This is a genomic window from Shewanella violacea DSS12, from assembly GCF_000091325.1.
Classification (GTDB): Bacteria; Pseudomonadota; Gammaproteobacteria; order Enterobacterales; family Shewanellaceae; genus Shewanella; species Shewanella violacea.
In genome coordinates this window covers 788,399-814,123 of the sequence record NC_014012.1, presented here as the reverse complement: position 1 = coordinate 814,123, position 25,725 = coordinate 788,399, and the positions used below count along the sequence as shown (strand labels likewise).

23 protein-coding genes, 1 tRNA gene and 1 riboswitch are annotated in these 25,725 nt (G+C 45.9%); of the genes, 2 read left to right on the top strand and 22 right to left on the bottom strand.

Annotated features, from left to right (window positions below; genetic code table 11):
* Positions 1–64 precede the first annotated feature (64 nt).
* Entirely contained in the window at positions 65–604 is a 540-nt protein-coding gene (locus tag SVI_RS03230; RefSeq protein ID WP_041419632.1) for a DUF924 family protein, read from the top strand.
* A 652-nt stretch (positions 605–1,256) separates the two neighbouring features.
* Here the strand turns inward: SVI_RS03230 and SVI_RS03225 are convergent.
* From SVI_RS03225 to SVI_RS03150, 14 genes are all read right to left on the bottom strand, one after another.
* Positions 1,257–1,616, bottom strand: coding sequence for a VOC family protein (locus tag SVI_RS03225; RefSeq protein ID WP_013049960.1), 360 nt, complete (start codon positions 1,614–1,616; stop codon positions 1,257–1,259).
* Between the two features lie 576 nt (positions 1,617–2,192).
* A complete protein-coding gene (locus SVI_RS03215; protein ID WP_041419630.1) occupies positions 2,193–2,825 on the bottom strand; it encodes a LysE family translocator in 633 nt (210 codons plus the stop codon).
* Between the two features lie 71 nt (positions 2,826–2,896).
* On the bottom strand, positions 2,897–3,703 hold the full coding sequence (locus tag SVI_RS03210) for an AraC family transcriptional regulator (protein WP_013049957.1): 807 nt from the start codon (positions 3,701–3,703) through the stop codon (positions 2,897–2,899).
* 1,179 nt (positions 3,704–4,882) lie between these two features.
* Positions 4,883–6,256 (bottom strand): sensor histidine kinase, encoded by a 1,374-nt coding sequence (locus tag SVI_RS03200; protein ID WP_231847769.1) that lies wholly within the window; start codon positions 6,254–6,256, stop codon positions 4,883–4,885.
* 89 nt (positions 6,257–6,345) lie between these two features.
* Complete coding sequence (locus SVI_RS03195; RefSeq protein WP_013049954.1) at positions 6,346–7,902, bottom strand: sigma-54-dependent transcriptional regulator; 1,557 nt, start codon at positions 7,900–7,902, stop codon at positions 6,346–6,348.
* Between the two features lie 275 nt (positions 7,903–8,177).
* Positions 8,178–9,389: an FtsX-like permease family protein gene (locus tag SVI_RS03190; protein WP_013049953.1), complete on the bottom strand. Its 1,212-nt coding sequence runs from the start codon at positions 9,387–9,389 to the stop codon at positions 8,178–8,180.
* Positions 9,390–9,421: 32 nt separating this feature from the next.
* The gene (locus SVI_RS03185; RefSeq protein WP_041419629.1) at positions 9,422–10,723 is read right to left on the bottom strand and encodes an ABC transporter permease; all 1,302 of its coding nucleotides are present in this window, start codon (positions 10,721–10,723) and stop codon (positions 9,422–9,424) included.
* 11 nt (positions 10,724–10,734) lie between these two features.
* Entirely contained in the window at positions 10,735–11,517 is a 783-nt protein-coding gene (locus SVI_RS03180; RefSeq protein ID WP_013049951.1) for an ABC transporter ATP-binding protein, read from the bottom strand.
* 77 nt (positions 11,518–11,594) lie between these two features.
* Positions 11,595–12,092: a hypothetical protein gene (locus SVI_RS03175; protein WP_013049950.1), complete on the bottom strand. Its 498-nt coding sequence runs from the start codon at positions 12,090–12,092 to the stop codon at positions 11,595–11,597.
* A gap of 10 nt (positions 12,093–12,102) precedes the next feature.
* The gene (locus SVI_RS03170) at positions 12,103–13,362 is read right to left on the bottom strand and encodes an efflux RND transporter periplasmic adaptor subunit (RefSeq protein WP_041419628.1); all 1,260 of its coding nucleotides are present in this window, start codon (positions 13,360–13,362) and stop codon (positions 12,103–12,105) included.
* A 333-nt stretch (positions 13,363–13,695) separates the two neighbouring features.
* Positions 13,696–14,163 (bottom strand): DUF6691 family protein, encoded by a 468-nt coding sequence (locus SVI_RS03165; RefSeq protein WP_013049948.1) that lies wholly within the window; start codon positions 14,161–14,163, stop codon positions 13,696–13,698.
* Positions 14,164–14,231: 68 nt separating this feature from the next.
* Positions 14,232–14,666 carry a YeeE/YedE family protein gene (locus SVI_RS03160; protein ID WP_013049947.1) on the bottom strand — a complete coding sequence of 145 codons (435 nt, stop codon included), beginning with the start codon at positions 14,664–14,666 and terminating at the stop codon, positions 14,232–14,234.
* A gap of 534 nt (positions 14,667–15,200) precedes the next feature.
* Positions 15,201–15,584: an MAPEG family protein gene (locus tag SVI_RS03155; protein WP_013049946.1), complete on the bottom strand. Its 384-nt coding sequence runs from the start codon at positions 15,582–15,584 to the stop codon at positions 15,201–15,203.
* Between the two features lie 199 nt (positions 15,585–15,783).
* Positions 15,784–16,608 carry a cobalamin-binding protein gene (locus SVI_RS03150; protein WP_013049945.1) on the bottom strand — a complete coding sequence of 275 codons (825 nt, stop codon included), beginning with the start codon at positions 16,606–16,608 and terminating at the stop codon, positions 15,784–15,786.
* A gap of 242 nt (positions 16,609–16,850) precedes the next feature.
* Between SVI_RS03150 and SVI_RS03145 the strand changes: the two genes are divergently transcribed.
* Positions 16,851–16,937: transfer RNA gene (locus SVI_RS03145), tRNA-Leu, on the top strand.
* 305 nt (positions 16,938–17,242) lie between these two features.
* Here SVI_RS03145 and cobO read toward each other — a convergent pair.
* From cobO to SVI_RS03105, 8 genes are all read right to left on the bottom strand, one after another.
* Positions 17,243–17,896 carry a cob(I)yrinic acid a,c-diamide adenosyltransferase gene (gene cobO / locus SVI_RS03140; RefSeq protein ID WP_013049944.1) on the bottom strand — a complete coding sequence of 218 codons (654 nt, stop codon included), beginning with the start codon at positions 17,894–17,896 and terminating at the stop codon, positions 17,243–17,245.
* Positions 17,897–18,047: 151 nt separating this feature from the next.
* A complete protein-coding gene (locus tag SVI_RS03135) occupies positions 18,048–19,673 on the bottom strand; it encodes a cobyric acid synthase (RefSeq protein ID WP_041419627.1) in 1,626 nt (541 codons plus the stop codon).
* A gap of 99 nt (positions 19,674–19,772) precedes the next feature.
* Positions 19,773–20,327 (bottom strand): bifunctional adenosylcobinamide kinase/adenosylcobinamide-phosphate guanylyltransferase, encoded by a 555-nt coding sequence (gene cobU, locus SVI_RS03130; RefSeq protein WP_013049942.1) that lies wholly within the window; start codon positions 20,325–20,327, stop codon positions 19,773–19,775.
* Positions 20,328–20,412: 85 nt separating this feature from the next.
* Positions 20,413–21,213 (bottom strand): adenosylcobinamide-GDP ribazoletransferase, encoded by an 801-nt coding sequence (locus SVI_RS03125; RefSeq protein ID WP_013049941.1) that lies wholly within the window; start codon positions 21,211–21,213, stop codon positions 20,413–20,415.
* Positions 21,214–21,376: 163 nt separating this feature from the next.
* Complete coding sequence (cobT, locus tag SVI_RS03120; RefSeq protein WP_013049940.1) at positions 21,377–22,405, bottom strand: nicotinate-nucleotide--dimethylbenzimidazole phosphoribosyltransferase; 1,029 nt, start codon at positions 22,403–22,405, stop codon at positions 21,377–21,379.
* A 55-nt stretch (positions 22,406–22,460) separates the two neighbouring features.
* The gene (locus SVI_RS03115) at positions 22,461–23,543 is read right to left on the bottom strand and encodes a FecCD family ABC transporter permease (protein WP_049791152.1); all 1,083 of its coding nucleotides are present in this window, start codon (positions 23,541–23,543) and stop codon (positions 22,461–22,463) included.
* Between the two features lie 67 nt (positions 23,544–23,610).
* Positions 23,611–24,537, bottom strand: coding sequence for an ABC transporter ATP-binding protein (locus SVI_RS03110; protein WP_013049938.1), 927 nt, complete (start codon positions 24,535–24,537; stop codon positions 23,611–23,613).
* 38 nt (positions 24,538–24,575) lie between these two features.
* A riboswitch (cobalamin riboswitch) is annotated at positions 24,576–24,811 on the bottom strand.
* A 209-nt stretch (positions 24,812–25,020) separates the two neighbouring features.
* Entirely contained in the window at positions 25,021–25,689 is a 669-nt protein-coding gene (locus SVI_RS03105) for a histidine phosphatase family protein (protein ID WP_049791024.1), read from the bottom strand.
* Positions 25,690–25,725: the final 36 nt, after the last annotated feature.

Sequence of the window (25,725 nt, the reverse complement as noted above, 5' to 3'; positions counted from 1 at the left end):
CAGGAGAATACTCTTGAACACTAGTGAACAAGCACTTTCCCAAAGAGAGCCACAGACAAGACATATGACGCCCGAAACCATTATCAATTTTTGGTTTGACGAGATAGAGCCTAAGGCTTGGTGGGTGAAAGATACTGAATTTGATGCACTGATAAAACACAGATTCGGTTTACTGGTCGAGCAAGCTAAGGTTGGGGAGCTCTATCATTGGCGCGCCACGCCCCAGGGACGCCTGGCCGAGATTATCTTGCTAGATCAATTTTGCCGCAACATACACAGAGATACTCCACAGGCCTTCACTTCCGATCCCTTGGCGTTGGCCCTAGCCCAAGAAGCCGTGGCCCGAGGCGCAGATACTGAACTTAAAGCCAAGCAGGTGCCTTTCCTGTTTATGCCTTATATGCACAGTGAGTCCAGAAAGGTCCATGAAATTGCCATGGTACTGTTTAACAGAGAAGCCGCAGCCGGCAACTTAGAATTTGAACGCAGGCATAAAGCAATTATCGACCAGTTTGGCCGCTATCCTCACAGAAACAAGATCCTCGGACGCGAGTCGACACCAGAAGAAGTAGAGTTTCTGTCCCAGCCAGGATCAAGCTTCTAGACTTGTGTAATAACAAGTTGGCAAGTATTTTTAGCTTGGGTTCATTTGACGGGTTTGGTGTTTGGTTCACTTGGTATTGAGTAGAGAGGCTGGTAAGCATGGCTTCATTGTTGTTTATTGCTTGCAGCAGGTGCTGTATAGGGATATACGAATGTCGTGAAGGTATGAATACCTAAGAGCGACCTTAAGTGCAAACACTTCTGTAACACGGTGAATATGGCGTAGCCATGTGCCTATGAACGAGAAGCATGGAAGCTGAACTGGCCTTTAGATAGGATATCATTCAAGCACAATCCCTGTGGGCTCTGCCGTGACAAACAACCTCCATGTTTAAAAGCCAGTTCGATATCCCTATCTCTCGCTCGGATAGTTTCACGCTGTGAAACCTCGCCCTGCTGTCGAAGGTCACAGCCGCGTTCACACCCGCTATAATTTCAAGATAGCTTCTTCGATTTAAGTTTTACTGGCTAGTAACTCACTTTTGGACAGAAGTGAGTTAGCGTATGAATTCTAACTTATGGGGTTTTGATAAGGGAAAATATGGCAATCAGATTAGCGGTAACGCCGCGATAAGCGGGAAAATTATAGTTGGCTAGAATATGTAGCGAAGCGGAACCGAGCCAACTGTGGCGTGTCCTTGTTTATTTTCTTGTTAGGTGCAGAATTCCATTAGCTCATGAATAATACCTGATGGATCTTTAAAAGCGGCATAACGTCCCCACCTATTTTCATTTGGAGATTCGTGAACAAAAACAACACCGTTTTCTTTTAGCTCTTTTATTTTTTCATCCAAATCACTCACAGTAAAAACCAACGCTGAATTAGCATTAAAACCGTGCTCATAATCTGTTGCCTCCATTGTTCCTTGAAACATGAATACGCTATGTGAACCGATTTGAAATTTTAAACTGTCTTCGTATTCCTCAAGTATATTTAGGCCAAGTATGTTGACGTAAAACTCTCTTGAAATAGAGAGATCCCTAACGACCAATAAAGTGGATGGACTATCCATAGATGATTAATCTCCCTTGCGTCTAACGCCCTAAAATTGTTTGCTAAAATGTTGAACAACGAAAACACAAAACTGTTTTAGTCCTTATTTATTAGCTTGTTAGGAAGTTTATACCACGAGTCTGGGTATTTATATAGAAATAGATAACCAAGTGCCTGCTTTAGATTGAACCAACCCAAAAGCACAGCAACAAATGAAAATATAGATGCGACGATGAATGCACCAGTATATATAGCAAAAGTAAAGCTAACAACCGTCAAACATAAGCCAGTAAACACGACACTAAAAGTCATTTGGCGAAGCGGTGCATTAGTATCGAAGTTAAGGGCAGTGAACAAACTTTCAAATTGCCAAGAAAATAAGGCGAGGCCAAGTGCGCAACCAATAGCACCAATATACGATGTGAGTTTGTAATATTTAGGCTGAAGATTTCTTTGATTTTGAATCGCCTGAACTAAAAGTTTAATGACCAACTCCAGAAATGCATAACGTCAGCTTAAGCGGACAAAAATGGTTGACTATAATGTGGACCATAGTAAACGTAGTCAACTATTTTTGTTCCGTTTATAGGTCTTATTATGTACTAATACCTAAATAAGTTATCACCATTGGGTTTTCAATAATTAACCAAATACTGACAGCTATTAAGCAGCATGCATAAAAGAAACTTAACCATTTTTCATATAATGGACTGCTTGAAACTCTCGATAAAAATTCACCAATTGAAACCCATACAAAATGCATCGAAATATTTAAAAAAGCTAGCCAGATAATTAAAACAGCGACACCTTTATCTCCAAAAATGTCCTGAGATGGCTCAGTAAACAGAGAGAACATTAGGAAAACCATCAACCAACCTTTGCTATTTAACAATTGAATAAGCAAACCATCAAAAAATCCAAGTTCTGTTGAAATATTTTCGGATTTAGATGAATTTGGTCGCATAAATTTAACGGCCACATAGACTAAATAAATTGCACCAACTAGTTGCAGGCTATTCATTATTTCTGGGTGACTTTTGACAACTTCCCCTAACCCATAACCTATAATGATAGATTTAATGATAAAAATACTATCAATACCAGCAACTAACGGTATAGAACGTTTAATTCCAACTCTAGCCCCTGATGCTGCAAAAACGATATTTGCTGGACCAGGGCTAAATACCAATGGGAACATAACTCCTAGCCAAATGATAAACAGACTCATACTTACTTCCTTAACTAAAAGAGGCAATATTAGCCAACACAAATAAGTAGGTCTTGTACAAAATTGACTGCTTAACCTTTATCATTTAAGTAGTTGGATGGGGAAATTCCAAATGCTTTTTTGAAATTACGAATGAAATGGCTTTGATCACAAAAGCCACAAGCGAGAGATGTATCAACACAACTCAATCCCTTAGAAAGTAATTTTTTAGCATTTTTAACTTTTATCAGAAGTAAATATTGATGAGGTGTAATACCAAAAATTATTTTAAAACTTCTAATTAACTGGAATTTTGAACAATTTGAAATTTTTTCTAACTCTGACAGGGAAGGATTAAATTCAAAATTGTCCTGTATAAAATCTCTAGCGAGATAACTACTTGTGGTGCAGATACTATTAAACCTCTCCCTTTTAGCTGAGCCATACTGCCTAAATAATTTCTCAATAGCTAAGGAAAACAACGACTCTTTAGTCAACTCAAACGAAGGTTTTTCGAGTGATACATGTAATTGAAATAAAATATTAAAAAGATATTCATCATAAATTATAGGGCTATTAATTATTGGATCAATTGGCATATCTCGATTAGAAAACTCACTATCAAGTTCTTTTAAATTGAAATAGAACATCCTGTAACGCCAGCCATTTGGTGCGCCAGAGAAACCAGTGTGAACCTCCGATGGATTAATCGCTACTATATGACGTTTGGGAATTATAAGATTATCACCACGATAGAATAAACCCTCTGCTCCATCCTCTATGACCCCAATGGCTAACTCATCATGCCAATGTTTGGTAAACTTAAACTTTGTATAACTCGCAGAAAGAAGCTCAACACCTTTAAAAGTTTTATTTATCCATATTTTCGACTTTTCCAAAGCATTTCCTTCTACGCTTACAATAATAAAACGGGGTATTCATTTGGCACAAAAAATTGAGCCTCCCATTGTTAATCAATAACATACCTAGCCTATTGGAAATTATCAATGATCTACTATCCCATAAGAACAACCAATAAAATAATTAGCAGATTTGAAGTCAGTAGAATGGTACACGGAGTATTTAAAGGGGAAATCTATGACATTTAGGCAGAACTAGCGGACTCAATGTATGTTGAGCCTGTATTAATAGAAGAAATGATTGAGATTATCAGCTAGCTTGAAAATATTGACAACTTTGAGAGAAATGCCGACGTCGTTTATCTAAATGGTCACAATAACTCGTCAGAACAAAGGGGGCAGAGCGAATAAGGTCAATTGTCTTGTAGATCAACTAGTGTATATGCGGCTAAGAGCTTCGATTTCAAGGTGAGGTATCGCGAAGTGATACTCTCCGAACGAGAGGCTGGGATGCCGAACTGGCCGTTAAACATGGACATTGTTTGAAATCGCAGAGCGGCCAGGGACATATTCACAACGGTATCCTTACCTAAAAGCCAGTTCAGCATCCTGCTTCTCGCTCATAATCACATGGCTACGCCAAATTCACCGTCTCGCAGAACCTTCTCAAAATAAAGAGTGCACAATCCTCGCCGGACAGGCGGTAGGTTACAATGAAGCAGCGACCTTAGATGACATATGCAACAGCAAAGGACACTGGATTCCGGCTCAAAAGATCTGCCGGAATGACGAAAAGAAACAAGCAAAACTAAATGAATCAAGGTAAAAATGTTATCAGCCTTCATTCCAAGGCTAGGTTACTTTGGGGAAAAGTGAGTTATAGAACATTAGCAATAAAGCCTAATCGAAGAGAAAAAATCAGCCGGTGTAGATGCGGCTGCGAGCTTCGGTAGCATGGACGCTGCCGCAGAGACTACAGGGACTGTACTTGAATGATGTCCTATCTAAAGGCCAGTTCGGCATCCATGCCTCTCGTTCATAGCACATGGCTACGCCATATTCACCGTCTCGCAGAACCTTCTCAAAATAAAGAGTGCACATTCCCCGCCGGCCAGGCGTTAGATTACAATTAAACCCAAATACTCAAACACACTCCCCAATACCCACTCAGCCAGAAGCTAAATCAGAAAATGTATTAAGCCTTCATTCGAAGGCTAGCTAACTTTGGGGTAACCAAAGCTTCACACACAGCCCCGTCTCTTCCCGATTATGCAGGCTGATGCGGCCATCGTGTGCCTCTAATATCTCCCGGCACAGGGGCAAGCCCAATCCGGTGCCCGATTGTTTGGTTGAGTAAAAAGGCAATAATGCCTGCTTGAGCACCTCGGATGACATACCGCTGCCGGCATCACAGATGCTGATTAAGATCCCCTTATTTCCACTAGCACTATCGACTCCATGACTGGGATTGGCCTGGGTGATGCTCATGGTGATCTCATCGACTTTAGATCCCGACTCGTGAGCATTCTTCAACAGGTTAAGTAGCACCTGCTCCATCTGAATGAGGTCGAAGTAGCCATCGCCCTCGGGTAAGCTGCCATCTAAAGTGAACTTATAATGATGACTCAGGTGCTCGGTCATCTTCAGCCAATTAACCATAGACTTATTAGGCAGTGGCAACTTAGCGAATCTGGCATAGTTGAAGATAAACTGACTCAGGTGTTGGGTGCGATCATCTATGGTGTCGAAGATCATCTTCAGCTTGGGATCATTAAGATCTTTGGTGATCATACGGCCCGAGTTAACCATGGAAGCTATTGGGGCCACCGAGTTATTGAGCTCATGACTTATGATGCGGATCACCTTCTTCCACACTGCCACCTCTTGTCGATTGAGCTCATGGGTCATCTGTTTCAGCAAGAGTAGATGATGCAGCTGGCCATTGAGCTTGAAGCGTCCCCTGGACAGATGCCAGGTCTCATCCTCATTCATGGTCTCATCGCTGGTTTCACCTTGGATATCTGTGCCTAACGACTCCTTGGCCCCTAAGGTAAACAGGCCATCTTTGGGATTATTTAACGCTGTGATAAGTTCCGGAGAGCAGGCTTCGATCAGCTCATGCAGATGCAAGCCTTCTATGGGTACGCCTTGATTAAACAGGTGCCGGGCGGCGTCATTGGCGTAGATAACTCTCTGTTCATCATCGAGCAGGATCATCACATTGGGGGAGCTTTGGATCACCTTATCCAGTAACAACTCACGCTGGTAGATGAATTGCCGCTCCCGCCTCAGGGTATGTGCCGACTCATTGAATAGCCGAGCCAAGGTCCGTAACTGCTCATCTCCTTTAACCGGGATACTGATACTAAAATCATTATCCTTGAAGTTGAGTAGACCCACCTCCAAGGCTGCCAAGCAGTCGGCCAGATTGCGGGTCATGTAATGGCTCACCGCCCACACTAAGCCCAATGACAACAGGGCGATCAATACCAGATAGTCCTGACCCAGCCAGTTAAACAGTAAACCTGCCGAAACTAAGCCCAAGAAACAGGCTAAAACACTAGCTAGAATCAACTTAGATCTCAGTGTCATTGCACAATCATCCATCATAACTACACATAGTTAAATCCTTTGTTAATCAAGCCAAGCATCATCTTGACTAGCAAGCTATTCGACACCAGCTACTTATTGATACCAAACTTTTCCATACGGCGATACAGGGCCTGCCTGCTAAGCCCCAGCGATTTGGCCACACGGGCTATAACGCCGTGATGCCTGTGTAATTCGGCTTGTATACTCGTCTTGTCTATGACGCTTATGCTAGAGCGGGTGCTAGAACTGGCACTAGAATGAGCATTATCACTAGCAGAGTCTGGCACCCTTGGCGTATCGGCTTTCTGATCTATTGCAGACTCTGGCTTCAACTCTCGTTTTAGTACTGGCTTTAACTCAGGTTTAGAGTCAGACGCTAACTCTTGTTTTAACTCAGATTTAAGTACTGGTTTTAACTCTAGCGTTAACTCTTGTTTTAACTCTGGGCCAGACACAGGATTATCCTGTACCGGCTCAGCGCTCAGACCGAAATCCAATGGGGTGAGCAGCTTAGATGGTGCCAGTATCACAGCACGCTTACAGGCATTTTCCAGCTCCCTGACATTACCGGGCCAAGCATGGGCCTCTAGGGCTCTTTGAGTCTGTTTATTGAGGGAGAAATTCGGGCCTATAAAGTGACTAACCAAAGGCAAAATATCATCTTGGCGTTGATTGAGGGGAGACAGTTCGAGCTCGATAACATTGAGACGATAGAAGAGATCTTCACGAAAACGTCCCTCGCGAATGTCGAGTGCGAGTTCGGCATTAGTGGCGCTAAGCACGCGTACCTTAACCTTACGGGTCTGATGACTACCCAGACGTTCAAATTCACCAGTTTGCAGCACCCGCAGCAGTTTAATCTGACCCGACAAAGACAGATTGCCTATCTCGTCCAGAAACAGTGTACCGCCATCGGCCGCCTCGAAACGACCTATGCGGGTCTTGTTGGCGCCGGTAAAAGCACCAGCCTCAGCGCCGAACAGCTCAGCCTCCAGCAGATCCATGGGTAAGGCGCCGATATTCACCTTGATAAAAGGCTTATTCTTCAAGGGAGAGTTAGCATGAATGATGTCCGCAAGCTTATCTTTACCCGCGCCATTGGGGCCGGTTATCAGCACAGACACATCTGAACGCGCTATCTGCAGAGCAAGATCGACACTGCGCTGCATCGACCCACTAGCGAACACTATGCCACACAGATCAGCATCTTTAATGGCCACCATGCGTTGACTCTCGGCACGCTGATATTGGGTATTTTCCCGGGACAGAGTATGCAGGGAAATAAGGTTACTCACACTGTTGAGTAGCTTGGCATCGTCCCAAGGCTTACCCATATAATCCACCGCGCCCTCTTTGACCAATTCGACGGCGATATCCAGCTGAGTCCAGGCGGTGATCAACACTATGGGCAGTAAAGGCTGCAAGGAACGCAGCTCATAGAAGAGTGATTTCCCCTCCTCACCCGAGGTGGTGTCCTGAGTGAAGTTCATATCCTGGATCACTAGGGCTATATCATGGATTTTAACCAATTCCAGCGCCACTTCCGGGGATAAACAGCTATGGGTCTTATACCCATGGAGTTCCAACATCAGTGCCAATGCATCACACACGGCCTGGTTATCATCGACAATGAGAATCGTATCCATACTGCTTTATCGTTCTTCTTTTAGTAGTTTTAAATGACGTTTAAAGTCGTTTGCGACAAGCGCTTAAGCTCAGCAAGTTAACTTCAAATTAACTTAAAGCGAAACAGAATTAAAGGCAAATCCTCTCCCGCTTATTTCAGCACCCCCCCCCAACAGAGGAGCCAATATTTATGATCCAGCTAAATACACATTATAAAGTGACTGCTATACACTCCGCATCGCTCTAGCTGGGGAATTCGATAACAGCCCCCTTTTCTCGCCGGCAAGATAACTAGTTATACGCTCCGGGTCGCCGTAGCTGGCGAGATACTCGCCGCTTTTCTCGCCGGTAAGATGACAGCTATGGTAGTGAGTACCATCATGCCAGCCACCGTCACTATCGGATAAATAAGCTCGAGTTTAGGCAAGCTATAGAAGGTCATCAACTGCTGACCCAGTTGTACCGCCACCAGCCCACCTATGATGCCACCCACGATACAGATGATGTAGTTCTCCACTAAAAACAAGCTAATTATATCCCTGCGTTTCGCCCCAAGTGCACGTCTGGTGCCGATTTGCTTGGTGCGTCGCTCGATATTAAACATCACCATGCCGGCCAAGCCTAAGGAGGTGATAAGTAGCAGTAGAATCACCATCATAGACAGTACAGTCGCCATCAATTCATGATTACGATACACCCTTTTTCTATGCTCGCTGATTAAGGTAAAATCTTCGATAACACGATTAGGTTCATCTTTATGCAGCATTGCCGGAATAACCTGTTTGAGCTGGGCTAAGGTGCCGACTTCGACGCGGACTAACACCTTACTGAACATGTTCACCAGCCTGACATTCAATATCACACTGTTATCCAGATATGAGCTGTTGACCCAGGCACCCTGGAGTTTATCCACCACGCCTATGATCTGTATCGGCTTATCGCCCCAGCCTCCCGCATACATGATTTGACCAATTGCAGACTCATCACCCCAAGTCTTCTTGGCAAACGCCTTAGACACTATGCCATGGGTCGCCAGATCCGGACTGCCGGTAAGAACCTCCGTCTCATAGAAGTTACGTCCCTCAATCAGATCCACACCTAAGGTATTGACCATATGATCATCGCCATAATAGATGGCGGTATTCTCGGTATCCTTAGCGGTTTCCTCACTATCACCTATGGTATAACCGGAAGACCAACCTCCACCGCTCAGGGGCACCATGCTGGTAGTGGTAGCATCTATCACCCCTGGCAGCTCACGAATGGCGCGTATGTCACGCGGAATCTGAGACTCTATGTCGATACCAGAATCGAAGGCATAGAGGAGAAAATTGAACACCTGCTCTTCCTCCGTTCCCGATTCGCGATCCATCAAGGCAAGACGCTCACCTATGATAAAGCTGGCATTAGCCACGATCGCCACAGAAAGAATGATCTGTATCAGCAATAAAATCGGGCCACTCTTACTGCGCATCAAGGTATTGATGATAGGTTTAATGTGTAACATGTAGAATTCCTTTTGCTAATTTCACGGCCCGCTTACTGACTCTTAAGATGAACGCTTGGATTGGTAGAGCAGATGCGCCAGGCCGGATAAATACCGGCAACTAAGGCGGCGCAGATGGCAATAGCCGGTGCGATTATCCACATACTCGGATCCAGGTGAGTCAGTGACTCTTCCAAGTTGAAGCGTGCCGACAGCATAGACAATGACCCCCATGCCCAGATTAAGCCCAGTACACCACCACAGAAGCCAATTAAGCCCACTTCGACCATATGCTGAGCAAATATCTGATTACGGCTCGCGCCTATGGCACGGCGAACGCCGACTTCCGGGGCTCGTTTGAGAAATTTAGCCAGTAACAAGCCCAACATGTTCACCAGGCAGACCAGTAAAAACAGCCCACTGAGGCCGACCAAGATTTTGTTGTCTTCGGGAACGACTTCATTGAGATCCAACCACTGAGCAACATTCGACAGCTGAGCCCCAGCCTCAGGGCTTTCGAATCGACCCAAGAGCTGCTGTTGCTCCACATAAGCCGTCAGCCACTGGGCATACTCATCACGCTGTTTATCGTCAGTCACTTCGACCCAAAACTGTATCCAATGCATCTCTGAATTAAGGCGACCATTATAGGTATCCATAGATTCTCGCTTCCAGCTTTGATTATTGCCCCAACTCTGAAACTCTTCCATAGGCGTCAGAGAGAAAGGAATAAACAGCTGGGCGCTATCTTTGAATGCCCCTGTGGTCAAATCGTAATACTGGGGACTTGGACTCCAGGTCTTAATCACTCCAACAACCTGATAAGGTTTACTGTCTAAGAACAGGGTCTTACCAACACTGTTTTCCCCCGCGAATAACTGCTTATTGAGGTCTTCGTTGATCACCACCTGATAAGCGGCTTGGGTATCGACACTCTTATCCCAGGCCCCACCATAGAGAAAAGGCACAGAAAACATCCCGAAGAAATCGCTATCAGTTACCCGCACAGTCTCTAGCAGAGGGGAAAAATCAGCGTCTTCTGTCTGCACCGCTAAACCGGTAACGAACATAGGGGTTTGACGTACAGGCAACTCACTCTTACGTAAGTTAAATGCATCCTGGTAAGTCACTTGAGCATTAAATTCTTTCCAGGCATCCTTGCCCTGACTCCAAAGCTGGACTGCAAGTAGCTTATCTGAACGCTCTCCCGCAGGATTGACAGACATAAGCTGATAAACATTCAGAGTCGTTATGGTAGTGCTGATGCCAACAGAGATGGCGAACACCATCAACAATGACAACAGAGGCGTCTTCTTAATGCTGCGCCAGGCTAGATCGAGATAATAAAAAAACATGGTCACTCTCCTTAGCTAGCGACTCGTTGAGTCTGCTTTGCAGCGGAAGCTGCACCCGTTACTAAGTGTGGCTTTTCGGCTCCTTCGCCTTGACCCACCCCGCCTTGATACCCCCCGCCTTGATACATAGTAAAATCACAGACTTGGCCATCGACAATCTGAATATTACGTTGAGCACGGCGTGCAAGCTCAGGATCATGAGTCACCATTATGATAGTCGTGCCAGCCTTATTAATATCTTCCAACAACTCCATCACCTGACGCGCCATCATGCTGTCTAAGTTACCTGTCGGCTCATCCGCAAGCAGGAATCTTGGCTCACCAGCAAGGGCACGGGCAATCGCCACACGCTGCTGCTGACCACCGGACAGTTGTGATGGCAGATGCTTCATACGTGCCGCCAGACCCACTTGCTCTAGTGCATGTTGTACACGACGCTTGCGCTCCTTGGCGTTGAAACCACGATAGCGAAGAGGCACCTCGATATTTTCAGCCAGGTTAAGGTCGGGGATTAAGTTAAACCCCTGAAAGATAAAGCCAATTTTCTCGTTACGAATCCCAGCGCTCTTGTTATCACTCAAGTTGGAGATATTGACGCCATCGAGGAAGTAGTCTCCATGGGTGAAGCCTTCCAGCAGACCGGCGATATTGAGGAAGGTAGTCTTACCTGATCCCGAGGGGCCTGTGACCGCGACAAATTCACCTTCTTTTACTTCGAGATTAAAATCTCGCAGTGCATGTGTCTCTACTAAGTCCGTTTTAAATACTTTGCTGATGCTTTTCATCGATAACATTTCATTATTCCCTGTTTTATCGTTTAATTCGTTTCTAAGTTCTAAGTTCTAAGTTCTAGGTTCTAATATTCTCGTCTCTACCGGCTAAAGCCGGACTTAGGAAGTGAATCCAAGGCACACTCGATAATTGCTATGACAAATTTCTGCGTGAAAACGCCTATATCGCTGAAGATGTTCACTATCTCCGAGTTAATAGTTAGGCCAGTGCCTAAACCAGTACTTAAACCAGTACTTAAACCAGTGCTTAAACCAGAGCCTAGGTCTGTATCTAAGCCAGTAGCGACATTTGATACTTCAGTGAATGCTGGCGTAGTAGGCATAAGAGGCGTTGTCATCTCTAATACGTTAAGGCCAAATACATACCAATCACCTATGCTCTGAGTCGATACCTGAACGGCGACTAATAGGAGCAGCAATGCCGACACTGTGATGACTCTCTGCATGTTTAAGCCTGCTAATAAGTCGAGAGCTTTCTGTGGCCTGATGGCTTTTTGTATGCTGAGGGCTCTATTCCCGCTAAAGGCTCTTTGTATGCTGAAGGCTCTAAAGCCACTTTTTTGATTTGATTTATTCATCTTGCTCTCCTTAGCGTACTAGCACTTGCTCTGCTTTGTTGAATGCCTGGATACTGGAAATTACCCAGACATCCCCCGCCTTGCCGCCTTGCAGTACTTCGATATGACTCATGCTACGGGCACCGAGTTTAATCTCTGTTTGCTCGGCAATATCACCATTCATGGCATAGACTTCTCTGCCGCCACCGGTGGAAACAAATGCACCACGCTTCACCATCAAGACATTAGGTCTATTTTCCAGTAATACTCGAGCCGACAGACGCTGATTCTGACGTAGATGCAGGCGCTCGTCTTGCTCAAACCTGACACGAGCCGTGACTTCACGATTTCTGACTTCCGGGGAGATAGATGACAGTTCGCCAATCAGAGTCAGTTCACCAAAACTTAGTTCCACCGCCATGCCTAGCCCTAACTCGTCGGCATAGGACTCAGGCACAGCAAGCTCGGCCTCGAAGGCACTTAAATCTACTACCGTGAGTACGGGTTGGCTCTGACCGATACGGGCTTTTTGCTCCGTGAGCCAGTTACCTATGATGCCGCCTACTGGCGCCTTGATATTTAGCGCACCCACCTGACGTTCAAGCTCGCTGACCACTAGCTTCTGACGATTCACTTGGGACGCCTTGTTCTTTATCTCGAAGGCCAAGGTGTCTCGCATCAATTCAGTGTCCTGCTTAGCATGAGCTGACAATAACTTGGCCTTATGCAGGTCATCCTTGCCTTTTTCGTAATCAATTTTCGATATAAGTTTATTTTGGATAAGCTCATCACCGCGGCGGCTCTCTCTGTCTGCCGCTTCCAGATCGACCTTGGCCATATCTAAAGTTTGCTGTGCTTTAAGTTGTTCACGGCGAGCATCGAGACGGGCTCTTTCCAGCGCGCTCAGCATGCCTTCGAGCAAGGCTTCTTGCTGCTTAAGGCTATTGGTCAACTTGTGACTCTCGATAGTGGCCACCACATCACCCAATTCGACTCTGTCACCTGGCTTTGCCAGTAAGGTCACAGTGCCTTGATCTGTGCTGTAGAGGATGGGCGCGTTAGCCGCCACTATCTTGCCTGTGGTGGTGATGTCCCGAGTGAGTGTGCCGCGCTCTAAGGTGGCAAGTCTAAGCTCACTGCCTTTAATCGACTCACTCACTTGGCCGCCGACACTGGCCCAAACCAGACCCGAAACCAAAAGCACAGCCGCTCCGGCCACTAAAGGCCACTTCAATTTCTTGCCGAGATTTGGCTCTAGGGCTGTGTCCTGTCCGCTGGTATCCTGAATCATCATCTAACCCCTGTCCCTGTCCGCTTGGTGAGCTTTATTACTAATCTTGCAATCTTATATACAAAAGGTGTGCCAAAATAAATACTCACTAACATTCATGCACTTAAGGTTTATCGCTGTCAGGCGGACACTCAAAGTGTCCGCGGACACATAAGGAATGTGTCCGATCATTGAGCCATATTGGAGAGAAAGTGTCCGATATTTAGCCAAAGAGGGATTAAAAGTGTCCGATGCTTAAGAGAGTAAGCAGGGACATCTGCGACTAAGATGAACTGAAGAAAAGATGAAGAGACAGAAATAAAGATAGAGACTTACATAAGACTCAAGCTAGCTTCAGCCACGACTTAAAATAGCAGCCAGGCTCATTTTCCCCAGGTATGACCCAGTGACCATAGAGATAACAAATAAACCCAAACTTATGTCTAAGCTGCCAATATTAACCAGTGCAGGCCCAGGACATATGCCAGCGATGCCCCATCCTAAACCAAATATAGCCGAGCCAAGCACTAGCTTACCATCTGGCTTCTTGGCAGCGGGCAAGTGATATTCATTATCAAACATAGGTTTAGGCTTAAGTTTGATTGTCGATTCAGCCCTTGGCTTAACGTAAAAGTGAAAAACTGGTATGTATACTAAGAGCGCCCCTAGCATAACCAGCATAAGCGAAGGGTCCCAAGAACCATCAAGCAATCTGGTTATATCGAGAAAACCTATTACTTTATTGGGATCCGCCATACCAGAAATTAATAAACCGGCACCGAACAAGATACCCGAAATCAATGCAGCCACATTTTTATTCATACCCGACTCTCCTTTAACTTTTATCTTTATGAGAAACCACAAAATATACCATCTTGGTACAGGCTAATTTAGTGCAGCAACACAGCCGAAATCACGCCAGTTAGCATGAACACACATGTGGCGATAATTGAACGCAGAGAAAATCGGCCTATGCCACAGATCCCGTGACCACTAGTGCAGCCACTGCCAAGCTGGTTACCTAGGCCTACTAACAAGCCGGCAAAACACAATAACGGCGTCGACACTTGATTAAATTCAAATTGCGGCGCTCCCATCGAGATACTAAACTGGGCGTAAATAACCCCAGAAAAAATAATACCGAAGAGAAAATACCATTGCCATGCGGCTGCCTTCCCTGAACCAGATTCGGCATCAGTGCGAAACAAGGCTCTGGATAAGATGCCACTGATCCCGGCGATTCTGCCATTAAAAATCATCAAGGCGATGGCCGATAACCCTATCAGCATGCCACCGAGTAATGCTGCGACTAAAGACGTGTCCATTTGTTGATACTCCACAAGATTAAAATAAGCCTAGCATTTGGCTCCCGCCCTACGCAGCCCAGCTGGGTTTCGCACATATCCCATAAGCTGACAGCTATTCAGCACACTAGTCACAACCACAGCCACAATCATCACTAACGCCTGCATACATAAGCTCAAGCTTAGTAGGATATATGTACAGTCTATTACATCCCCAAGTCCATTAGAATTCTTTTTATTATAAAAATCTAATGAACCGCCATTTACAGCTTAAATAATGATATTTATCAAGGACACTTGTGAGCACGCGTTAAGACTAGATGTTAGGGCTGGAAGTTAGGAATGGAAGTTAGCGCTAGATGTTAGAACTGGATACTAGGAATGGAAGGTAGCACTAGGTGTTAGAACTAGAAGTTAGAGCTGGATGTTAGAGCTGGATGTTAGGACTAGATGCTAGCGAGTTAATGAGTACGTCGCTCTTAAAAAATAAAAGCGATCTATGCAGATCGCTTATTCATATCCCGCCGCCAGAGGCTGATTTAAACCTATGCTCTATTAAAATGCTTGGAATAAGATGCCAAAAGAGCAGAACACAGCCACAAACCAAGCCAGAGAACGTAAGGTCCCTTTATCAATCAGATAGAGTAACTGATAAGTAATACGTGCAATTACATGCACTATGGCCAAGGTGACCACAGTATCGTTGACCTTCTCTGTGGCAATAACTGTCACCACAGCTAAGCCGAAGATAAGCAAGGATTCAAAGGCATTTTGATGTCCCGCCACCGCGCGAGCACCGAAGCCAGTTAGCCTAGCCTGTTGCGCTCTGGGGTGTGAGTTATCATAGCCACCCGCTTTAGCCATGGCCCAGGCTACTGGGCCCTTAGTCAGATAAGGCAGTAGCATGGCAATACATAAACAAATAAGTAAGCTAGTCATAGGGAACAAAGTCCTTTCAAGTTTCAAGTTTTAAGTTTTAAGTTTTAAGTTTTAAGTTTTAAGTTTTAAGTTCAAGATTAAAGCAAAGAAAGTTGTAAGCTATAAGTACAAAGCTGCTCACCGTATGAATTCAAGACTAAGCTAAAAGCAGACACACAGATGCACTTACTTACGGCTTAACACTTATAACTTTCAGTTACTATCTCGCTTTATCTAACGCATCACACAAGGCTTGAACCCCTTGAAGTGCGCGCGGGGTAGCGCGATGTAAGAGATCGGCATTAAGCTGATAAATATGCTTATTCTTCACCGCTGGGATCTCCTGCCATTCACTCCAGTCGATGCCTAATACATTGCCTTCATCCTGACTCTGCAGGATAACCTCGGGCATGTTCAAGAGTACACTCTCCAGGCTTACCTGAGGATAGTCACTGGCCGCATCGAGATAGACATTGTTCCCATGGCAAACACTGATGATCTGCTGGATCCAGCTATTTTTAGCCACTGTCATCAAGGGAGTAGACCAGAGCTGATAGAAGACTTTCACCTCAGACTTAGGCTGATTCTCTTTTCGCAGAGCCTCAAGCCCAGCGAGATAATCATCGGCGAGCTTATTTGCCTCCACTTGATGACCGGTTAACTCTCCCAGCTCCTTTAGCTCGTCAGCAACGGCTTCCAGTGTTTTGGGATCGCTGTTATACACATTGAATCCCAGTTCCTTTAATCGCTGTAGATCTTCGGCCTTATTGCCACTTCCCCAGACCACCACTAAGTCGGGTTGCAGCTCAAGCACACGCTCTATCTGTATACCGTGATAGCCACCAATTCGTGGAATATCCAGAGCTGATTTCGGAAAGTCAGCATGGTCAGTGGTCGCGACTATGGAGTCTCCGGCGCCTATGGCATACAGCATCTCCACCGAGTGTGGCGATAGCGCTATGATTCGTTTAGCGGGCGATGCCATGGCCGAAAATATCGGCAGACAAACAGCCAATAACAAGACGATCCTATTGATAGTTTTCATTACCTTCTCTTATAAAAATACGCATAACAATTTCATTCAATGACAGACCAGACTCTATTATTCTGAGGATAGTTTTCATTAGCTTCTCTTATAAAAATACGCATAACAATTTCATTCAATGACAGACCAGACTCTATTACTCTGAGATTGGTTGACAGTAATAAAATAGAGCAGTAATATCTAGCTTGCAAGCAGTTGAAAAATAGATGTATTAATGAACTATTTTATTGACTCTAAGCAATGCAGATGTGGTGGAATTGGTAGACACGCTAGCTTCAGGTGCTAGTGCCCGTAAGGGCGTGAGAGTTCAAGTCTCTCCATCTGTACCAAACTTATCTTAATATCCAAGTACTTATCCGGCTTCATTCTCCACCCTCAAAAAAAGAATCCCCCTAAAACTTCCTAAGCAGTCCCCAAGATCTTCTCTAAGAATCCAAAGCTATTCTCGTAAGACATTCCCAGAAAAACTCTGCCTGAGCAAACGCTCTCTACCAAAAAGCCGCTGACGGCTCTTTTATTAGATAAGCTGAAGGCTTCTTACCAAAAGACGCTGAAGGCTCTATGTAATTGGGTGAACTCTTTATAACTGCAAGCCGGGCAGACAATAACGCCACAGAAGCTAGCAGGCAGAAATTTAGTAATCGAAGCCAGGCTGGGCTTTAATACCGTGATCAAACGCATGCTTGACTGATTGCACCTCGCTCACAGTATCTGCCAGCTCGATTATCGCCCTATGGCACGCCCTCCCCGTAATGATCACATGCTGCATAGGCGGACGATTCTTCAGTGCCTCTATGACTCTGTCGACTTCGAGATAGTGATAGCTCACCATATAGGTGAGTTCATCCAGCATAAGGCAATCTATCGACTCATCTTTGAGTAGTGTCTCAGCAGCTGCCCAGGCACTCTCGGCGGCTTGAGTATCCTTCTCTTTATCTTGAGTTTCCCAGGTAAAGCCGGTGCCCATCACATGAAATTCGACTCCGGCCCCTTCGAGTAAAGTACGCTCACCGCATTCCCAGTTGCCCTTGATAAACTGCACTACCGCAGATTTTTTACCATGGCCGACACTGCGTGCAATGGTGCCAAATCCCGAGGTAGACTTACCTTTACCATTGCCGGTAAGCACTAAGAGAATACCCTTCTCCTCTTGGGCCGCCGCAATCTTGGCATCGACAGCTTCCTTGACCTTCTGCTGTCTCTCCTTATGACGCTGGGCTTTTCTCTCTTCCTGGGACTTCTGCTTCTCTGCATCAATTGAGTTCGAGTTTTCGTTATTCTCTGTCATGATATTTCCGTATTTTTAATAAGTTATAAGCTCAGGATAAAGCTAAGAAAGTTGTAAGCTATAAGTTCAAGTCGGAGCTAAAAATATCTAAGTTTTAAGCCCTTAACTTACCGCTAAAAACTTACAACTTATGACTCGTAACACACAGTTCCTAAGTTCTAGCCCCTAAGATCTGCTCTAATTTATCCATATCTAAATCTTTCTCTAACTGATCGGCAAATCGATTTAACTGCTGATCACGAATAGCATCTATATCTATGGGCTTAGCATCCGCCATTCCGGCCCACTTTAGTAATAGTGCGCAGGCATCCGCTGAGTCGAACAAGCCGTGCAGGTAAGTGCCTAACACTTGGCCATCTTCTGCGAGCATACCGTCATGAAACGCCCCTTCTGTGGTGCTAGCCCCATCAAGTACTGAATTCTGCGGAGTTAAGCTCAGGGGCTGAATTAGGCCTTTTACTTGGGTCTGCTGCCGAGATTCGCCGCAATGGATCTCATAACCTTTCACCTCGGCCTGCTCACCGAGTAACGAAAGCTCACCTGTCACCTGACGTAGCACTTTCTTGGATTGCAGCTCAGTGAACAGAGGCAATAGACCCAGTCCAGCACTCACTCCTGGCCTACCTTCGACTCCGCTGGGATCATCGATAAGCTGACCTAACATCTGATAGCCGCCACAGATCCCCAGCACCTTGCCGCCGTATCTCAAGTGTTTCTTGATGCCTATATCCCAGGCTTGTTGACGTAGAAACTCCAGATCGCCGCGGACATTTTTGCTGCCGGGCAATATGATGAGATCCGCGGGTGGTAGTACACCAAGCTCAGATTGACTCTCGGCTTGGGTCTGCATTGATACATAATTAAATTCAATATGGGGATTGAGCCGCAGAGGATCGAAATCAGTGTGATTGCTGATCCGCGGGAAAACGAGTACCAAGACCTTGAGTCTAGTCTGAGTCGATTTATCTGGTGCTGGCGTCAGCGCATCCTCGGCGTCCAGATGTAGATCGTGCAAATAGGGCAGCACCCCAAGAACAGGTTTATTGGTGTATTCTTCGAGCCAGTCTAAGCCCGATTGCAACAGGGCAATATCGCCGCGAAAACGATTGATAACGAAACCTTTGACTCTGGCCTGCTCGGAATCCGACAATAATGCTAAGGTGCCCACCAGATGAGCGAACACGCCACCTTTATCGATATCGGCAATGATGATCACAGGGCAATCTACCGCTTCGGCAAAGCCCATGTTGGCAATATCACCTTCGCGCAGGTTGATTTCTGCCGGACTGCCGGCGCCTTCGACCATCACCATTTCATAGCCATGGGTTAAACGCGAAAATGAATCCAACACGGCAGACATGGCCTTAACCCGATAACCTGGCTGGCACTCATCTCCACTAACATCAGCCTGATATTTAGACAGGCCGAAGAAGGTCTTAGCCTCCATCTGATCCAGTGCCTGGCCCTGAACGATCACCTGAGCACCGGTATCTGAGCTAGGTTTAAGTAAGATGGGATTAAAATCTGTGTGCAGAGGTAAACCACAGGCCACAGCTTGCAGTGCCTGGGCACGGCCAATCTCACCACCATCGGCCGTTACCGCACTGTTGAGTGCCATATTCTGTGGTTTAAAGGGGGCGACTCGCCTGCCTTGACGGGCAAACAAGCGACACAAACCAGCGACTAAGGTGCTCTTACCCGCATCGGATGTGGTTCCCTGCACCATAAGCACACGGGCTGCGCCCATCTTGGGATCGATCGTGTTATTAGAGTTCATTCTGTTCTTTTATTTAGTATGAAGCCAGAGGCTGTAAGCTTGTTAGAAGCCATAAATGCTGGAGGCATTAAGGATACATGCCTTGCTAACTTCAAGCTTCTATCCCTTCAATCTCATGGGTAATCCAGCTGTCACTTGAGTCACGGTATCCGCAATAGCTGCGATATCTTGATGCAGCCAACCCGCTTCATCGACAAAGCGGCGGTTAATCTCCCCCAGGGGCACGATACCGCAACCGACTTCATTGCTGACCAGGTAAATCTCACCGGGTAATTCGGTTAATACCGAAAGTAAGGCCTGCTTTTCGTCGTTCCACTTGCAATCGCAATCGGTAAATACCGTCGGAGAGTCTTCGAGCATCAAGTGATTGGTTAACCAAAGTGTCAGACAATCGACTAAGAGCAGCCTATCTTCTCTGGCATATTCCCTTAGGGTTTCCACCAGATTTAACGGGGTCTCGACTGTTATCCAGTCTAGACTGTCGGCCTCTCGGTCACTTCGATGACGACTGATTCTGTCATTCATCTCATCATCTAAGGCTTGGGCCGTCGCTATATAGACGCACTGATAACCTTTTTCACTATATGTCTTAGCCGCGGTAGTGGCAAAACCAGTCTTACCACTGCGGGCCCCACCTAGCACTAGATGTATCAAGCTATACCTCCTGAGATGCTGTTATAAACACTTGTTATAACCGCTCTTAAACAGCGAACCAAACCATCACTGAGATCTTGCTCTATCATGCCAAACTGGCTAACAAGAGCATATAAAATACCAGTTCAGATACTTGTTGAGCGGCGCCTAAAGTGTCGCCGGTATAACCACCAATTTGTCTTCGAAAAAGTGCCACTAATATCCAGCGAAGTACAAATAAACCTGCCGCGATCAAAATAGCTGCACCTAGGCCACTCAGCCATAGGGCCAGTGCACCTGTGACCAGTAAAATGGCGAGTTCATTAGCAGTTTGGCTTTCAGCCAATGGTTTACTCTTACTGCTCTTTTCTTCGCTGACACCTTCACTAGCATAAGCATCGCTAACATAGGTTTCGGTAAAGATAATACTCGCGGCTAATACCCGACTGAGACAGTGTCCCAGGATCAGCGCAGCGATAACATTTTCCGGATCATATAGCGCCAGCTCTAACAGCAGCATGTACTTTAATATCATGGACAACAACAGGGTTACCGTGCCATAGGTACCGATGCGAGAGTCTTTCATTATTTTCAGTTTATCGGCAACTGTCCAACCACCACCAAATCCATCGGCAGTATCGGCCAAGCCATCTTCATGAAAGCTCCCAGTCACTGCCACGCCGGCGATCAAAGCCAAGATTATGCTGATGGAGGTTGGCAGAGCATACATGCTAACCTCATAGACCAGCGCCGAAATAGCACCGACGAGTACTCCAACTAAACCGAAGTATCTGCTAGCCTTATTAAGATTATCAGCATCGACTTTGACCCAAGTCGGCATAGGAATTCGGGTAAAGAAGCCCATAGCAATAAAAAACAGCGTCAGTTCTCTACGTAACACGTCCATAAAATTATCCATTAAAAAGTTCAATAGCTTTAAGCTAGAAGGCCAAGAAAAATCTAAGAAAGCTGTAAGGCTGAGAAGGTTAAAAGCCTTCACCCTTACAGCATTATTTACCACTTAAAACTTACCACTCAGGCTTTGATCCCAAGGAACTAAAGCCTGTTGATTAAATGTCTATACCTACATCGTTTAAGCTGGCCATCTCATTGTAGAAACCCGCAGCAGCCTGGATCATGGGCAAAGCTAGTGCTGCACCAGTTCCTTCGCCCAACCTCATACCTAACTTGAGTAGAGGCCTAGCCTGGAGGTGCTCTATCATCAAGCAATGCCCCCGCTCATCGGACTGATGACCGAAGATCATATAATCACGTACATTAGGGTTAATTTGAACCGCTACCATAGCTGCCGCGGTTGCGATGAAACCATCGATAACCAAGATCATATTTCTCTCTGCTGCGGCTAACATGGCACCTGTCATCTGTACTATCTCAAAGCCACCTAAACAGGCCAGAATATTCATAGGTGTGGTCAATTCAGCCTCATGAAGATGCAAGGCTTGCTCAATCAGCTGCTGCTTTCGCTCTAGAGTGCTGGCATCGATACCTGTGCCGCGGCCGACGCATTCGGCCCCCTCCATATTCATGATGCAAGCCATAATTGCCGCCGCCGATGAGGTATTGCCTATGCCCATCTCACCAAAGGCGATTAAATTAGTCCCTTGTTGATGATGATATTCGATTCGGTTAGCCGCCATCTCGAACCCTTGCTTTACCGCAGCTAAAGTCATAGCAGGCTGTTTGTGAATAGGCTTTGTGCCCGCCCCTAATCTTTGATCGATAATACCCTCAACACCTTGAACTGGCTGTAAGATCCCACAATCGATCACCTCTAACTCAAAGCCGACCTGACGACAAAAAACATTAATTGCGGCGCCGCCTTGGATAAAATTAATCACCATTTGAGTGGTCACCTCACTTGGGGCTATCGACACCCCGAATGCAGCTATGCCATGGTCAGCGGCAAAAACAAGCAGCTTAGGCTTGATGATTTCTGGCTTATCTTTATCTAAAATTCGCGCCAGTTGAATGGCGATATTTTCCAGTTCACCTAGAGCGCCAAGTGGTTTGGTTTTATGGTCGATCTTGTTTTGAATCTCTTCATCGAACTCATGGCTCACTGGACTAATATCAAACATTATCTACACCCTGTATATTTTCGTTATTCATTATTTTATAAAACTAAGAGAGTTTTTACTTCCTACTGCCCAATATGAACAGGAAGAAGATGCTGCCTATCACAGCTGTGATTATGCCTACGGGTAATTCCTGATGACTCAAGATGGTCCGCGCTATGACATCTATCCACACCATAAACACCCCACCAACTAAGGCTGTGGTGATGAGTGGAAACTGTCCGGGAAATAACATTCTCACGGTATGAGGCACCATTAAACCGATAAAACCTATACCACCGCAATTGGCAACGAGTATCGCTGTGATGATGGAGCAGAGCAACAACATCTGTAGCCGCAATCGACTCACGTTGATCCCTAATGTATGGGCTGTTTCATCACCGGCGCGCATGGCCATTATCTGCCGTTTAAACAATAAGATAATACCAGTACAGCCAGTGACTATAACCAAAGGCGCAATCAATCCGCTCCAACTGGCTTTCGAGAAACTACCCAGACTCCAAAACAGCACAGAAGCGGCCGCCTGAGGGTCGGAAAAATAGAGTAACAAGCTAGTTAGCGCACCGAACATAAATGATATCGCCACGCCAGAGAGCAGCATTCGCTCTATCTGACTACTCATATGTCGACCACACAGAGCCAGCACCATAGCCACCGACAAACCTGCCCCCATAAAAGCACCTAAGGGCAACGTCATCCAACTAAACCTTTCAAAAAGACCAGAGCCGGCGAGCAGCCCTGAGCTAGCAAAAAGTCCTGAACCGGTAAAGAGCGTCAGTACGATGACCGCCCCAAATGAAGCCCCGGAAGAGATACCAAACAGATAAGGGTCTGCCAATGGATTACGAGTGACTGTTTGCAGCACGCTACCTGCGATAGAGAGGCCTGCTCCAGCAATAAATGCCAATATGACTCGAGGGAATCTCAGTTCCATTACTATGCGTTGGGTGATACTTGGAACGTCACCTATGCCAAATGCCTGATGCAAGACCACATCTAATGTGTCCATAGACGAGATGTTTGCGGCACCAAAACTCGCGGCGAACATCAAACTCAACAGAGATAATAAGCCCAAGGCGAGTAAAACCCACTTATGAGCAAACAGCTCATGCTTTATCAAGTCGACTTCACCTGTCTTCATCTCTCTGGTTTTCATTGCAACTGAATCAGTTTCAGCCATTTCTATTTCATCGGTGAGCTTAATACTTCTAGCCATGACCTGAATCCTCGAGAGATGCCGAGCCATTTTTATTAAGCTGACTCTGTTGACGATCCTTCTCATGGCTATTCTCATGGCCTGGCTCGTAACCCTTGTCGTAACCCTTTTCATAGCCATAGTAATAACAGATCTGTGGATTACCATGTTGAGGGTGAGGCGTAACATGGGAACAGACACCAAATACCTCGCCTATTGCCTGCTCTGTCAGCACCTCGCTTGGAGAACCGTAGCTAATACACTTGCCCTCTTCCAGCAGAAGTAAGCTGTCACACATGGCGCTAGCAAGGTTGAGATCGTGAATAGAGGTGATTACTGTGATCCCAATTGAATGCAACAACTCCATGATCTGGATCTGATAATGTATATCTAAATGATTGGTCGGCTCATCGAGGATCAGCAGTTTAGGCTGTTGCACTATGGCACGAGCAATCAAGGCCCTTTGCTTTTCACCACCAGAGAGATGCTCATAACTCTGCTTAGCCTTATGAGTTAATCCTACTTTTTCCAGAGCATCGGATATCAAGATCCTGTCGGCAGCGTTAGTGAGTTCGAACGGCCCCTTATGAGGCGTCAAGCCGATAGCCACCAGCTGGGCAGTGGTCAACTCAAAATGATGGGGCGTGTCTTGTAGCACTACCGCCACCTCACGCGCGAAGGCTTTAGAGGATAGATGGGTTATCTCTTGGCCAAAAAGTTGGATCTTGCCGCTGTCTGGCTTGATATATCGATAGATACAGCGAAGTAAGGTCGACTTTCCCGCACCATTAGGCCCTATGATGCCGAGCATCTGACCGCGTTTGATGGAGAAGCTTATTTGGGACAGAATCGAGCGTGAGTCGACCTGCCAGCAGAGGTCCTGTACATCCAAGGCAAGCTCAGATGTGCTCTGTGACGTTAAGCCTGAAACTAATGACATCTATGGCTCCCCCGAGTTACCCGCTCGAGTATGATCGCGACAAAATGAGGTAGGTATCCTGACTGGTGTTGTTAAAGAAGCTTCTAGGCTGTAGCTGAAAATGTCTAGGAACGTCTTTAAAAATCACTCACAGTTGCGGGCACAGTTTGGGCTTTTAAAAGCTAATGACTCAGTCTGATAACGCCATAAATATAAGCGATAAACTAATACCACAAGCTATTGTCCCAATTCCCTTTTAAGTTTGAGTTAGCAGTAAAACAGGCTCACGATTATTTAAGCGGCCAGATTAATGCCCAACACCTCATTTTGCGAACTTGAAACCTTCCACTTAAAATAATAAAAGGAATAGATAACAAGTTCTAATGGGCGTTATTATGCCGATTTTACCCGTCTTGGCAATGGTACCAGCGAAGTTAAATCTTCGACTCTAGATCCCATATGCAGGACTCACTCGCGCATTAGCTTGGAGCAAGCTTCAAAGGCCTAGTCATTGCCCCAGTGCAGCTTAGTGAAGTGGCCTTGGGGCGAGGTAAATACAGATATTTTAACCACAGCAGCATAAGCCAATGACAGTTGAGTATAAAACCCTGCGACGCCACTCACGCCAAGGGCATTGGCCATCAAGTGTCTCATTACCCCGGCGTGGGTGATCAAGAGTAAGGTCTGTCCACTATATTGCTGCAGAATAGATTGCCACACTGCATCGACTCTGGATTCAAACCCAAGCATGCTCTCGCCATTCGGCGGCGTCACGGCCCAGGGATTTTTCCAGTAGCTCTCTATCATCTCAGATGAGTGCTGATACAGGCTCTCTAGGGTCTCACCATCCCAATCACCAAAGTTAACCTCCTTTAAATCTTCCTCCAGTTTTAATGGCACCCCATTTTTCAGGTAAAGATTAAGCGCAAACTCACTACAGCGACGCAGGGGGGATGAGAATATTTGATCAAACTCCACCTCGTGACGCTCCACGAGGCGATCTATGGCTGCGGTCATAGATGCTCGTCCCGTCTGACTCACGGCGACATCGGTATGTCCTCTGAGTATATTTCCGCCTTCACATTCGCCATGACGGAGAAGATAGAAGACAGTGGTGCACTCGGCCATATTCTCAGCGCAGTTTTTGTTGTCATCTTGATACTCGTCAGACATATTTGCTCCTTTGCTGGTTTCCCGTTTCTATTTCTA